Origin of the sequence: Rodentibacter heidelbergensis (assembly GCF_002000125.1) — a bacterium.
In the GTDB taxonomy this organism is placed as follows: domain Bacteria; phylum Pseudomonadota; class Gammaproteobacteria; order Enterobacterales; family Pasteurellaceae; genus Rodentibacter; species Rodentibacter heidelbergensis.
Genome location: NZ_MLHH01000003.1, coordinates 160,973 through 173,756, shown reverse-complemented (window position 1 = coordinate 173,756; position 12,784 = coordinate 160,973). Strand labels below are relative to the sequence as shown.

Below are 12,784 nucleotides of genomic sequence, written 5' to 3'. Positions count from 1 at the left end.
GAAAAATCGCACGTTAGTTAAACGTGCGATTTTTTTATATATTGAATTTAGAACATACCAATTAGAATTTAAAAAAGTGGAACTGACAAATCTCTTTGAAAAATGACCGCACTTTATTTATAAAAAAGCCCTGAATTTTCAGGGCGTTGATTGTGATTAATTGGCGATACCTTTATGTCTTAACAGGGCATCTAACTGTGGCTCACGTCCACGGAAACGTTTGAACAGTTCCATCGGCTCCTCCGAACCACCTCGGGTTAAGATTTCATCAAGGAAAGATTTTCCGGTAACTGGGTTAAAAATCCCTTCTTCTTCAAAGCGTGAGTAGGCATCGGCAGAGAGTACTTCTGCCCATAAGTAGCTGTAGTAGCCGGCTGCATAGCCTCCCGCAAAAATATGGCTGAAGCTATGAGGAGTTCTTGCCCAATCCACACCTTTTATCACGGCAACCTGTGATTTCACCGCATTGAGGGTATCAAGAATTTGATTGATTTTTTCCGGATCAAAGGTATGGTGCAAGCGGAAATCGAAAATACCAAATTCTAATTGACGTAAGACAAACATGGCCGCCTGGAAGTTTTTCGCTTTCAATAATTGGGCTAATTTTGCTTTTGGCAAAGGTTCACCCGTTTCATAATGACCGGAAATAAATGCCAATGCCTCTTCTTCCCAACACCAGTTTTCCATAAACTGACTTGGCAATTCCACAGCATCCCAAGGCACACCATTAATCCCTGCGACATCAGACACATCAATTTGTGTCAACATATGATGAATACCATGTCCGAATTCGTGGAAAAGGGTGGTCACTTCATCATGGGTAAACAATGCAGGTTTATCGCCGATAGGTGCATTGAAATTACAGGTTAAATAGGCCACCGGGGTTTGAATTGTGCCGTCAGCTTTACGTTTTCGACCAATGCAATCATCCATCCATGCGCCGCCTCGTTTATTCTCACGGGCATAGAGATCGAGATAAAAACTGCCACGGTGCTGATCTTTTTCATCAATAAGATCAAAGAAACGCACATCTTTGTGCCAAGTATCCACATCAAAACGTTCAACCGCACGAATATTGAAAATGCGTTTAATCAGTTCAAATAAACCGGAAAGCACACGATCTTCAGGGAAATAAGGGCGTAGTTCCTCATCATTGATGGCATAGAGATGTTGCTTTTGTTTTTCACTGTAAAAAGCAATGTCCCAAGGTTTAAGGTTGGTAACGCCAAATTCTTGTTCACAATAGGCGTTAAGCTCCGCCAGTTCCTTTTCACCCTGTGGTTTAGCCCGTTTTGCCAAATTATCTAAGAAATCTAACACTTGTTGCGGATTTTCTGCCATTTTTGTGGCAAGGGAAAGCTCGGTGTAAGTATTAAATCCAAGTAATTTCGCCAATTCTACACGCAGGCTGAGAATTTCTTCCATGATCTTACTATTATCCCATTTACCGGCATTAGGGCCTTGCTCTGATGCACGGGTGACATAAGCACGGTACATTTCTTCACGCAATGCTTGGTTTTCACAATAAGTCATAACAGGTAAATAGCTTGGAATTTCAAGGGTAAAACGATAGCCCTTCAATCCTTTGCTTTCAGCCGATTGTTTTGCCGCTTGTAATGCGGATTCGGGAAGGCCTTTGAGTTCGGCTTCATCTTCGATCAGTTTTTCCCAGCCCATTGTGGCATCTAACACATTATTGCTAAATTGTGAGCTGAGTTCCGATAATTTTGCTGAAATTTCGCCATAGCGTTTTTGTTTGTCTTCAGGTAAGCCAATGCCGGAAAGATCGAAATCCCGTAAGGCATTTTCAATGGCTTTTTTCTGTGCCACATTGTAATTGGCAAACTCAGGGCTATTTTTGAGGGCAAGATAAGCATTGTAAAGTCCTTTATGTTGCCCAACCCAAGTGCTGTATTCGGAAAGTAGAGGCAGGCAAGCTTGATAAGCTTCCCGTAGCTCAGGGCTGTTTTTGACGGAATTTAAATGAGAAACCGGTGACCAAGCACGGCTTAGACGATCGCTTACTTCCGTTAAAGGTAAAATGAAATTGTCCCAACTCAAGTGCGGTTGATTTAAAACCTGTTCTATTGTATCACGGCAATCTTGAATGCATTTTTCAATGGCCGGTTGAATATGTTCGGGTTTGATTTGTGAAAAAGGCGGTAAGCCTTGGATGTTAAGTAATGGGTTTGACATAGCGATTTCCTTTTTAAAACTGTTTGGTATATGACGGCGAATTCTATAATATCAAGGTTGAAAAATCTAAAAAATCAGCAATAATGGTTCGCATTTAGGCTCATCAGACATCTTATGAAATATATTTATATTCTATTAGGTTTTCTTTCTTTAACGCTCGGTATTATTGGTATTTTTCTTCCTATTTTGCCTACCACACCCTTCTTATTGCTGACCTTATTTTTCTTCACCAAAGGGTCGAAAACCTTAGAAAATTGGTTTTTGAGTACGACAATCTATCAAAAATATTTGAAATCTTTTAATGAGCGCCGAGCGATGACAAAAAAAGCAAAATTGTCGATTTTAAGCTTTGCCACCGGTATTTTATTGATTGGTTTTTATTTTACTCCAACGGTGCTAGGACGGACGATTATCGCTTTGCTGATTGTCATAAAATATGGTTTTTTCTTATTTTGGGTGAAAACTGAAGAAGAGCCTGTTGAGAGATAAAGGGAAAAACAAATAAAAAGAGAAAACAAAATGTGGAATAGATTCATGCTGGGGCTAAAAAGTGCGGTCATTTTTATCACGATTTTAGCGTTAAATGGATGCGATAAATTCAATAGCCCAAGGTCTTCTCAAGTGCCATCATCACCTTCTGTGATGACGGAAGGGCAAAATCTGCCAAAAACGCCAACCTACGATAGAGATAAATTAACCCGAGGTATGGCCTCCCCTATGGTTTTAGATCCTTGGCAAGTAACGGAAACAGAGCAAACCTCTCTCATTCGTGATCTTTTTGAAGGGCTTACTGCCTATGATGCTCAAGGCAATATTGTGCCGGGTGCGGCAGAAAGTTGGCAAACGAAAGACAATAAACATTGGACCTTTGTTTTGCGTGAAGGGCTAAGGTGGTCGAATGGCGCGCCTTTAACAGCACAAGATTTTGTGTTGTCTTGGCAGGCCCTTTCGCAATCTGAAAGTCCGTTAAAATCTTATTTATTGTATTTGAATTTAAAAGAGGCGAAGGCGGTATTAGAGAAAAAGCTACCACTCAAAAATCTTGGTATTCAAGCGGAAAATGACCGCACTTTATTGATCACCCTCGATAAACCGACCCCTTATTTGCCGGAAATGTTGGCTCATATTGCATTGTTGCCACAATATCGTGATGCCGATTTATGGGTATCCAATGGGGCTTATAGTTTGTTATTCCGTGATGAAACAGGCATACAGTTGATAAAAAATCCTTATTATTGGAACAAAAATGCAGTTTCCTTTAAAAAAGTCGATTATGTGCCCTACGATTATGTGACCAACAATGGGGCTTCATTGTCCGAATTTGATGTGCTTTGGTCGCCTCATCAAATATCAGAACATACCCGATATTTTCCTCAACTATGTGGTTATTTTTATGAATTTAATCTACGCAACAAACAGCTTAAAAATCCTTTGGTAAGAAAAGCCATTGCTTCCTTGGTTTCGGTTACCAATATGACGATGCATGAAATGCCTCATGCCATTCCCAGTTCCTATTTTTTACCCAAGGCGATGTTACAAGGGCAAGATTCACGCTGGGAACCGGTGGTAGCAGAGCAGTTACTGGCAAAGGCGCAGATTACAGAAAAGCGTCCACTCATATTGCAGATAACCTATGATGATGCATCGGTTCATCGAAATATAGCCCAGCGTTTAGTGCAGCAGTTATCCGAATCAGATTTATTGCGTGTAGAAAGCCGAGAAACGAGTTGGCAGGCATTACAGGAAAAGCGGACAAAGGCAGATTTTCAGATCATTCGCTCGGGCTGGTGTGGAGATTTTAATCATCCTGCTGCATTTTTAGGCTTGTTTTATTCCAAAAGTCCGGATAATAAAAGTGGTTATGCCAATCCTGATTATGATCGCCTTTTTGAGCAAGCCTTGGCAAGCTTATCAGCAAAAGAGCGGTCAGATATTTACTTAAAATTAAGTGAGATTATTCAACAAGAAAATTTGCTGCTTCCGCTTTTTCAATATACCACACCGGTTTATATCGCTCCCTCTGTCATGGGGGCACAGAAGAATCCGATTGGGGCGATTTATAGTAAGGATCTATGGCGAAAAGTGGAAATCGGGCAATAAAAATACCCGCTTGAGAGAGCGGGTATTTTTCAGGATTATTTTTCGTCTTTCTTAATTTCTTCGCATTTGTCAATATCGCTACATTTACCATAAAGATACAAGCTATGTGCTTTTAGCTTAATCCCATATTGTTCGCTGATTTCTCGTTGACGTTGCTCGATCAGATTATCGGAAAATTCAAAGACTTTGCCACAATCTTCACAAATAATATGGTCGTGATGTTCTGTTGGAGCAAGTTCAAAAACCGATTTATTCCCTTCGAAATTATGACGGATTAAAATATTTGACTCATCAAATTGATTTAGCACACGGTAAACGGTGGCAAGTCCGATATCACTGCCTTGTTCTAACAAGATTTTATATACATCTTCTGCAGAAAAATGCTCATTTTTGTGATTTTGCATTAATTCTAAAATGGTTAAGCGAGGCTCGGTAATTTTTAGGCCTGCTTTTTTGAGTAATTTAATATTTTCTTCAGACATAATGTTTCCTTTTGATATGATTGCGTATTAAGCAAGTTCCGCTAAACACATTTCCTCATAAATTTGTTTACACCATTTTTCCACCCGTTCAGCGGTAAGCTCCGGCTGACGGTCTTCATCAATACATAAACCGATAAATGTTCCCTCATCTAAAAGTGCTTTTGATGCTTCAAAGGTATAACCTTCAGTTGGCCAGTTTCCCACCACAATAGCGCCATGAGGCTCGACAATATCACGCACGGTACCGATCGCATCGCAGAAATAATCGGCATAGTCTTCTTGATCGCCGCAGCCAAAAATAGCCACTAATTTATCGGTAAAATCAATTTCTTCTAGGGTTGGGAAAAAATCATCCCAGTCTGCTTGTGCTTCACCATAATACCAAGTTGGAATGCCGAAAAGTAAAAAATCATAGGCTTCGATATCTTCTTTGGTGGTTTTAGCGATATCACGAATATCCACAAGTTCATGACCCAGTTGTTTTTGAATCATCTTAGCGATATTTTCGGTATTGCCTGTATCGCTACCATAAAATAAACCTACTACTGCCATTTTTCTTTCCTTTAAGTCACTGTTTAAAAATGATAAACCCGTTAAGGGGGATGTTGAGATTGGCGCGAACTATATCATAAATCCATTCTCATTTGAACTGATTAATTCTTATTTAGAAAACGCTCAATGGCACGAATGACAAAGGCCGGTTTTTCCGCATGAACCCAATGCCCACAGCCATTTATCGTAAATGAATTGGCATGAGGAAACTGGCTCAAAATTGCCTCGGTATTTTCCGGTTTGATATAGGATGAATTTCCTCCTCGAATAAACAGAGTCGGGGTTTCTACCTGCACAGCTTGCCAGTCCATTAAATTGGGGTATTGGTTAAAAAGTGTGCTTAAATGAAAGCGAAAAAATTCTGATGAATGGGGATCAAAGGATTTCAGCATAAATTGTATCACCGCAGGATCGGCAATATGTTGCTCTAAAATGGATTTTGCCTGTTGGCGTGTTTCGGGCATGGCATTTTTGACGGCAAATAAACCTTGGAAAACATCTTGATGTCCTTGATTGCCGTAAGGTAGGGGAGCAATATCAATCACAATTAATTTTTCGACAATTTCAGGATGAAGTGCGGTCAATTTCATTGCCGTTTTGCCCCCCATTGAGTGTCCGATCAAAATGACCTTTGTCAATTTGAGGTGCTGAATGAGAGTAAAGAGATCTTCTGCCATCAGGGAATAATCCATTAATTCAGTGCGGAAACTTTGTCCATGATTACGCAAATCCACGCGTAAAATAGAATACTGTTCACTAAAAGCACGGGCGATCACGCCAAGGTTATTCATATCACCGAATAAGCCATGAATAAAAACCAGGGTAGGCTTATTAATTGCTTGTTTTGCTTGATGAAATTGGAAATTTAATAATTGAGGGTTAGGCATAATTTTCGCGTGAGAATTGGCTGAGAAATCGTTATAATGGGCAAAATTTTAGCAGAGAGAGAAACAAAAATGAAGATTATTGAAGTGGATGAAGAACTCTACCAATATATTGCAAAACAAACTCAATCCATTGGCGAAAGCGCTTCCGATATTCTTCGCCGTTTGTTAAATTTACCTGCCAATCCAAACAGCACATTAGATTTTGTTTCCTTTGATGAGGCGAATAAAAGTGCGGTCAAATCCGATGCGGTTTTGCCAAAAGAAACTCCATCGGAGAATGTTTCTCAATCCTCATCGACATCTGCCGTTAAAAACCTTGAGCCAGCCGTATCGAAAACCGTGAGAAAACAATCGGAAACGGCGATCAGCCAAATGACGGACAAAGTGCGGGCTTTGCTCAATTCTCCAGAATTTAAAGAAGAAAGCAAAGCCGTTGTGCGTTTTTTATCCATTTTGCGGGTGCTTTATCGGACAAATCCGGAAAGTTTTGCGCAGGCAACGGAATCGCTACAAGGACGCACTCGGGTTTATTTTGCGCGTGATGAAGGGACATTGTTAATGGCGGGAAATCACACCAAACCTAAACAAATTCCGGATACGCCTTATTGGGTGATTACCAACACCAACAGTGGACGAAAAATGTTGATGTTAGAAGGGGCAATGCAATCCATGGATTTGCCGGAAAGCCTGATCGATGAAGTGCGTGCCTATTTTGTCAGTAACTAAAGCTTTTCCTTGGCAAGCCTTTGCCAATGATCCTCAATACCGTGAGAAAATCGCCTTGCGTTCATCGCAAGGTGATGTTTTTACTTGGCAGGAGATTGGGCAAAAAATCGATCAAACGGCGGCGTTTTTACAACACCGAGGGATCAGCTCGGAAAGTTTGGTTGCTTTTTGTGGTAAAAATTCTGAGGCGATCCTTTTTCTTTATTTGGCGACAATTCAGATCGGCGCAAAAATCCTTGGTTTAAATCCGGCATTCCCCGCAGAAAAAATTCATGCGTTGTGTGCTGAATATGCTATTGACAGATGTTTTTTTGATGAGGATTTGTTGGATATTCCGGCAGGATCGCCATCTGAGCAATTGTCTTATCATAATGCAGATTTTTTACGCCCGGCGACAATGACACTCACCTCCGGCTCAAGCGGTTTACCCAAAGCGGTGGTGCATCATATTCAAGCTCATTTGGACAATGCCCGAGGGGTTTGTCAATTAATGCACTTTAATGCCTCGCAATCTTGGTTATTATCACTGCCTTTATATCATGTATCGGGGCAGGGCATTGTATGGCGTTGGTTGCTTTGTGGGGCGGTGTTACATTTTCCCCAAGAGGATTTTTTTGCTTCTCTTTTACAAGCCAGCCATGTGTCGCTTGTGCCTACACAACTTCAACGTTTGCTGGATTATCTGCATACCTCTCCTCAAATTGCGATTAACACAAAACATATTTTATTGGGGGGGGCACATATTCCGTTGGAATTAACCCAAGCGGTTCGGCAATATGGCATCATCGCTTATAGTGGATATGGTATGACGGAAATGGCCTCAACGATTTTTGCCAAACCCTCAGATAACTCACCCGGTGTCGGTCAGCCTCTTTTCGGGCGTCAATTTCAACTGGTGAATGAAGAAATTTGGTTGAAAGGGGCAGGGCTGGCATTAGGGTATTGGAAAAACGGTGAGATCATTTCACTTACCAATGAGCAAGGTTGGTTGCAAACAAAAGATAAAGGGATTTGGCAAAATAATGAATTAGTCATTGTCGGCCGTTTAGACAATATGTTTATCTCCGGTGGAGAAAATATCCAACCGGAAGAAATTGAACGGATGATACTGCAATCCCCTTTGGTGAAACAAGTCTGGGTATTGCCTAAAGCAGATAGGGAATTTGGAGCAAGACCGGTTGCCATTGTTGAATTTTATGAACAGTTCACGGAAAGTGCGGTCGAAAAATTGCGTGTTTTTTTACAAACACATTTAGCAAGATTTAAGCAACCTATCGCTTATTACCCGCTCCCTTGTGGCATACAACAAGGGGCAATTAAAATTTCTCGTAAAGCGTTAGCACAATGGCTGGCGTCTCAAGAACAACAATCGCGCAAGAACAACAATAAATAGGAAAACTATGACACTCTCTCGTTTTTTTACCGCACTTTCAGCGGCTTGTATTATGGGGTTTACGCTTTCACAGTCTGCTATGGCGGTTGGGCAAACCTCATTACCCACAGAACAAAGCCTCAAAACCGAATTGGAGGCAGCACAAAAAATTGATAATGCGGAAGCAAAAAAATCACGCATTGATGAATTGCAAACCTCTCTCGATTTGTTAAAACAAATTCAAACTCAGCAAAACAGCAATGATGAGTTAAATAATACTTTGGCGCTTGCGGATGCGGAAACGCAAAAAAATAATGCGGAGTTACAAAATCTTAAAAAACGCTTGGATCAGGCCCGTGCCGATGATTATCAATCGACTTCATTAACGGATCTGCAAGCCGATTTAGAAACCCTGAACAATCAACAACAGGAAACCCAAACGGCACTGAGTGCGGCCAATGCGCTTGTGGCTGAGCAAAGTGCTGTGTCTGAACGTGCGCAAACTGCATTGGCGGAGAATTTAAAACGTAGCCAAGTGTTAAATCAATCTCTTTCAGACGGCACGGCAAATAGCTCGCAAGAACAGCAATACCAATTGGAATTACAGCTCATTGATCTGAAAAATACCTATAATCAAACCTTACTGAAAAATAGTGATCAACTTTCTGTGCTCTATCAAAGTCGTTACGATTTGCTCAATGTTAAACAACAGGTTCAACAACAGCAAATTTCGGCTATTCAAGAGATGATTAATCAGAAAAATTTAGAGCAAAGCCAAAATAAAGTTGAACAGGCGCAACAACAGCAACAAAGTGCGGTTAAAAATGATTACATCCAGAAAGAACTGGATCGTAATGCCATGTTGAGCAAACTTTTATTGGAACAAACCGAAAAAACCAATACCTTATCTCAAGATGAGCTGAGAATGCGCAATGTGTTAGATAGTTTAACGCAGACCCAGCGTACCATTGACGGGCAAATTAGTGCCTTGCAAGGCACTTTGCTACTTTCCCGTATTATTCAGCAACAAAAGCAAAAATTACCGACAAACCTGAATATCCAAGGTTTATCAAAACAAATTTCCGATTTACGGGTACAAATTTTTGATATTACCCAGCGCCGCAATGAGCTTTATGATTTAGACGCCTATATCCAAAAAGTGGAATTAGAGGAAAACCAACGCTTTAGCGCAACGGAAAAAGCCCAGTTAACCACTTTACTGACGGAACGCCGTAAAATGGGTTCTGATCTAATTAAGTCACTCAATAATCAGCTAAATTTAGCGATTTCCTTAGAATTAACCCAACAACAAATTACGCAAATTAGCGATCAAATTCAGTCGAAACTTGATCAACAAAGTTTCTGGGTGAAAAGTAACAACCCGATCAATTTAGATTGGTTCAAAATGTTGCCGATGTCATTAGAAGCGCAGTTGAATGGCATGATGAAGCATTTAGGTTTCCCAACTAATTTTGATAATCTCCTCTCGTTGCTCACCTATGTGTTTATTTTGATTGTGGTGGGTGGCGCGATTTTTAAATTTAAACCGGCGATTACCCATCGTTTAGCGATGATCAACGGGGAAATTAATACCCTGCGTGCAGATAGCCAGTGGCATACGCCGATAGCATTGATTTTAACGGGATTATTAAATTTATCCGGTACGCTTTGGTTCCTTGCCGTTTGTCAGATGATAGGCTTTTTCTTCTTCCGCAATCCGCAGGAATTTTGGGATTGGTCTTTCCAAATGGCGGGTTATTGGTGGTTCTTTAATGTATGGTTTGCGATTTTCCGTCCAAATGGCATTTTTGTCCGCCATTTTGGCTTTGCACAAGAAGATGCCGAGAAATTCCGTGGGGTGGTAAAACGGATTATTATTGCGGTTGTTTTATTATTGAATACATCGGTATTTAGTAATGTAATGGATAATGGCTTGGCAAATGATGTGTTAGGTGAAATTAATACCATTGCCGCTTTAATTTTCTGTACCGTTATTATTGCGCCTCGCTTTAATCGAGCCCTTCGGGCTTATGAAGAAAACCAAGCACAACGTAATAATGTGATTGTGAAAAGCATTCAGATTTTATTACAGTTAGTGCCTATTGGTTTGATTTTATTGATTGTGTTGGGGTATTACTACACCGCATTGAATTTAATCCAGCATATTATTAATTCTTATATTGCTTGGTGTATCTGGTTTATTTTACGCAATGTGATCTACCGTGGCATTACGGTATCATCACGCCGTTTAGCGCATCGTCGTCTAATGGAAAAACGTAATCAAAAAGCGGAAGAATTTAATGATGGCGCCCCCTCAGATGATGTGGTGGTGATTACCGATCAAGAAGAAGGCTTGGCCTTAAATGAGGTGAGAAGCCAATTGTTACGTTTTGCGGATTTATTTATTTGGTCGGCATTATTTGGTATTTTCTATTTTGTTTGGTCAGATCTTGTTACTGTAGCCGCTTACCTGCGTGATATCACCCTATGGCAGCAAGTTTCTGTGGTGGATGGTGCAAATGTGATGGAAAGTATCACGCTGTTTAATTTACTTGTGGCGTTGATTATTGTAGGCATTACCTATGTACTGGTGAGAAATATTTCAGGTATTTTAGAAATTTTGCTGTTTTCACGTTTGAAATTATCACAGGGTACGCCTTATACCATTACCACCTTACTCACTTATATCATTGTAGCGGTGGGCAGTGCTTGGGCGTTTGCCACATTGGGAATGTCTTGGTCTAAATTACAATGGCTGTTTGCCGCCCTTTCTGTGGGGTTGGGTTTCGGTATGCAGGAAATTTTCGCGAATTTTGTTTCCGGCATTATTTTGCTGTTTGAACGCCCGATTCGGGTGGGCGATACCGTAACGATCAACGGGATGAGCGGAACGGTGGCGAAGATCCGTATTCGTGCGATTACCATCATTGATTTTGATCGTAAAGAAGTGATTGTACCGAATAAATCTTTTGTAACCGGTCAGGTGATAAACTGGGCGCTTTCAAATGCAATGACACGTTTGGTGCTCACCGTCGGGGTGGCTTATGGTTCTGATTTGGAATTAGTGAAAAAACTACTCCTTCAAGCAGCAAATGAGCAACCGGCGGTATTGAAAGAGCCTGAGCCTCGAGCGTTATTTTTATCCTTTGGTGCCAGCACCTTGGATCACGAATTACGGGTTTATGTGGGGCAACTTTCTGAACGTACGAATACGATAGATGCGCTCAATCGTCGCATCAACGAGCTTTTCGCTGAAAATAATATTGATATTGCATTTAATCAACTTGATGTGTTTATTAAAAATCATGATACCGGTGAAGAAATTTGTTTTAAGGATACCAATGCAACCGGATTATCGGCTCAAAAATAATCAAAAAATAAGAGGTAAACTATGGCAGGCAACACAATAGGACAACTTTTCCGTGTGACGACATTTGGGGAATCCCACGGCATTGCACTGGGCTGCATTGTAGATGGCGTTCCCCCGAATATGACCTTATCAGAGGCAGATATTCAGCCGGATTTGGATCGCCGTAAACCGGGCACTTCCCGCTACACCACGCCACGCAGGGAAGCCGATGAGGTGCAAATTTTATCGGGTGTCTTTGAAGGGAAAACTACCGGCACGAGTATTGGGATGATCATTAAAAATTCAGATCAACGTTCCCAAGATTACGGTGAAATTAAAGATCGTTTTCGTCCGGGTCATGCGGATTTTACCTATCAACAAAAATACGGTATCCGAGATTACCGTGGTGGCGGACGTTCTTCCGCTCGTGAAACCGCAATGAGAGTGGCTGCCGGCGCCATTGCCAAAAAATATTTGCGGGAGCAATTTGGTATTGAGGTTCGTGGGTTTTTAAGTCAAATTGGCGAAGTGAAAATTGCGCCACAAACGGTGGGAAAGATCGACTGGCAGACTGTCGAGAGCAATCCTTTCTTTTGCCCCGATGAAAGTGCGGTCGAAAAATTTGATGAATTGATCCGTGAACTCAAAAAAGAAGGAGATTCAATCGGCGCAAAACTCACGGTGATCGCTGAAAATGTTCCTGTGGGGTTAGGGGAGCCGGTATTTGATCGCTTAGATGCGGATTTGGCTCATGCCTTAATGGGTATTAATGCGGTAAAAGGGGTGGAAATTGGCGATGGATTTGCCGTCGTGGAACAGCGAGGTAGCCAACATCGTGATGAAATGACTCCAAATGGGTTTGAAAGTAATCATGCTGGCGGGATTTTAGGCGGGATTAGCTCCGGTCAGCCGATTATTGCCACTATTGCATTGAAGCCGACTTCCAGCATAACCATCCCCGGCCGTTCCGTAAATCTTGATGGCGAAGCCGTGGAAGTGGTGACAAAGGGGCGTCATGATCCTTGCGTGGGGATTCGTGCCGTTCCTATTGCAGAAGCGATGGTTGCCATTGTGTTATTGGATCATTTATTACGTTTTAAAGCACAGTGTAAGTAGTAGG

The 12,784-nt window shown here is 41.3% G+C and carries 10 protein-coding genes; 6 read left to right on the top strand and 4 right to left on the bottom strand.

The window, feature by feature from the left end:
* Positions 1 to 156: 156 nt before the first annotated feature.
* Positions 157 to 2,196, bottom strand: coding sequence for an oligopeptidase A (prlC, locus tag BKK48_RS01410; RefSeq protein WP_077426437.1), 2,040 nt, complete (start codon positions 2,194 to 2,196; stop codon positions 157 to 159).
* A 114-nt stretch (positions 2,197 to 2,310) separates the two neighbouring features.
* Here prlC and BKK48_RS01405 point away from each other — a divergent pair, with 114 nt between their 5' ends.
* Together BKK48_RS01405 and BKK48_RS01400 are read left to right on the top strand one after the other, a co-directional pair.
* A complete protein-coding gene (locus BKK48_RS01405; RefSeq protein ID WP_077426436.1) occupies positions 2,311 to 2,685 on the top strand; it encodes a YbaN family protein in 375 nt (124 codons plus the stop codon).
* Positions 2,686 to 2,715: 30 nt separating this feature from the next.
* Positions 2,716 to 4,296, top strand: a complete 1,581-nt coding sequence (locus BKK48_RS01400; protein ID WP_077426435.1) for a peptide ABC transporter substrate-binding protein — start codon at positions 2,716 to 2,718, stop codon at positions 4,294 to 4,296.
* Positions 4,297 to 4,331: 35 nt separating this feature from the next.
* Here the strand turns inward: BKK48_RS01400 and fur are convergent, their stop codons facing one another.
* The 3 genes from fur to BKK48_RS01385 all read right to left on the bottom strand — a co-directional run bounded on the left by fur (position 4,332) and on the right by BKK48_RS01385 (position 6,217).
* Positions 4,332 to 4,778, bottom strand: a complete 447-nt coding sequence (gene fur / locus BKK48_RS01395; RefSeq protein ID WP_077426434.1) for a ferric iron uptake transcriptional regulator — start codon at positions 4,776 to 4,778, stop codon at positions 4,332 to 4,334.
* A gap of 27 nt (positions 4,779 to 4,805) precedes the next feature.
* Positions 4,806 to 5,330, bottom strand: a complete 525-nt coding sequence (gene fldA / locus BKK48_RS01390) for a flavodoxin FldA (RefSeq protein ID WP_077426433.1) — start codon at positions 5,328 to 5,330, stop codon at positions 4,806 to 4,808.
* A gap of 101 nt (positions 5,331 to 5,431) precedes the next feature.
* Positions 5,432 to 6,217, bottom strand: coding sequence for an alpha/beta fold hydrolase (locus BKK48_RS01385; protein ID WP_077426432.1), 786 nt, complete (start codon positions 6,215 to 6,217; stop codon positions 5,432 to 5,434).
* A 36-nt stretch (positions 6,218 to 6,253) separates the two neighbouring features.
* Here BKK48_RS01385 and seqA point away from each other — a divergent pair, with 36 nt between their 5' ends.
* From seqA to aroC, 4 genes are read left to right on the top strand one after another with little or no spacing between them, the layout of a single operon-like run.
* The gene (seqA, locus tag BKK48_RS01380) at positions 6,254 to 6,943 is read left to right on the top strand and encodes a replication initiation negative regulator SeqA (RefSeq protein ID WP_425271798.1); all 690 of its coding nucleotides are present in this window, start codon (positions 6,254 to 6,256) and stop codon (positions 6,941 to 6,943) included.
* The gene (gene menE / locus BKK48_RS01375) at positions 6,912 to 8,336 is read left to right on the top strand and encodes an o-succinylbenzoate--CoA ligase (RefSeq protein ID WP_077426431.1); all 1,425 of its coding nucleotides are present in this window, start codon (positions 6,912 to 6,914) and stop codon (positions 8,334 to 8,336) included. Before seqA ends, menE begins: the two co-directional genes overlap by 32 nt.
* Positions 8,337 to 8,343: 7 nt before the next feature.
* Entirely contained in the window at positions 8,344 to 11,685 is a 3,342-nt protein-coding gene (gene mscK / locus BKK48_RS01370; RefSeq protein ID WP_077426430.1) for a mechanosensitive channel MscK, read from the top strand.
* Between the two features lie 21 nt (positions 11,686 to 11,706).
* Positions 11,707 to 12,780, top strand: a complete 1,074-nt coding sequence (gene aroC / locus BKK48_RS01365; protein ID WP_077426429.1) for a chorismate synthase — start codon at positions 11,707 to 11,709, stop codon at positions 12,778 to 12,780.
* The last annotated feature ends 4 nt before the right edge of the window (positions 12,781 to 12,784 follow it).

Bases quoted from the DNA above. Each gene is read 5' to 3' on its own strand.
- prlC (WP_077426437.1), bottom strand. From the start codon at position 2,196: ATGTCAAACCCATTACTTAACATCCAAGGCTTACCGCCTTTTTCACAA.
- BKK48_RS01405 (WP_077426436.1), top strand. From the start codon at position 2,311: ATGAAATATATTTATATTCTATTAGGTTTTCTTTCTTTAACGCTCGGT.
- BKK48_RS01400 (WP_077426435.1), top strand. From the start codon at position 2,716: ATGTGGAATAGATTCATGCTGGGGCTAAAAAGTGCGGTCATTTTTATC.
- fur (WP_077426434.1), bottom strand. From the start codon at position 4,778: ATGTCTGAAGAAAATATTAAATTACTCAAAAAAGCAGGCCTAAAAATT.
- fldA (WP_077426433.1), bottom strand. From the start codon at position 5,330: ATGGCAGTAGTAGGTTTATTTTATGGTAGCGATACAGGCAATACCGAA.
- BKK48_RS01385 (WP_077426432.1), bottom strand. From the start codon at position 6,217: ATGCCTAACCCTCAATTATTAAATTTCCAATTTCATCAAGCAAAACAA.
- seqA (WP_425271798.1), top strand. From the start codon at position 6,254: ATGGGCAAAATTTTAGCAGAGAGAGAAACAAAAATGAAGATTATTGAA.
- menE (WP_077426431.1), top strand. From the start codon at position 6,912: ATGAAGTGCGTGCCTATTTTGTCAGTAACTAAAGCTTTTCCTTGGCAA.
- mscK (WP_077426430.1), top strand. From the start codon at position 8,344: ATGACACTCTCTCGTTTTTTTACCGCACTTTCAGCGGCTTGTATTATG.
- aroC (WP_077426429.1), top strand. From the start codon at position 11,707: ATGGCAGGCAACACAATAGGACAACTTTTCCGTGTGACGACATTTGGG.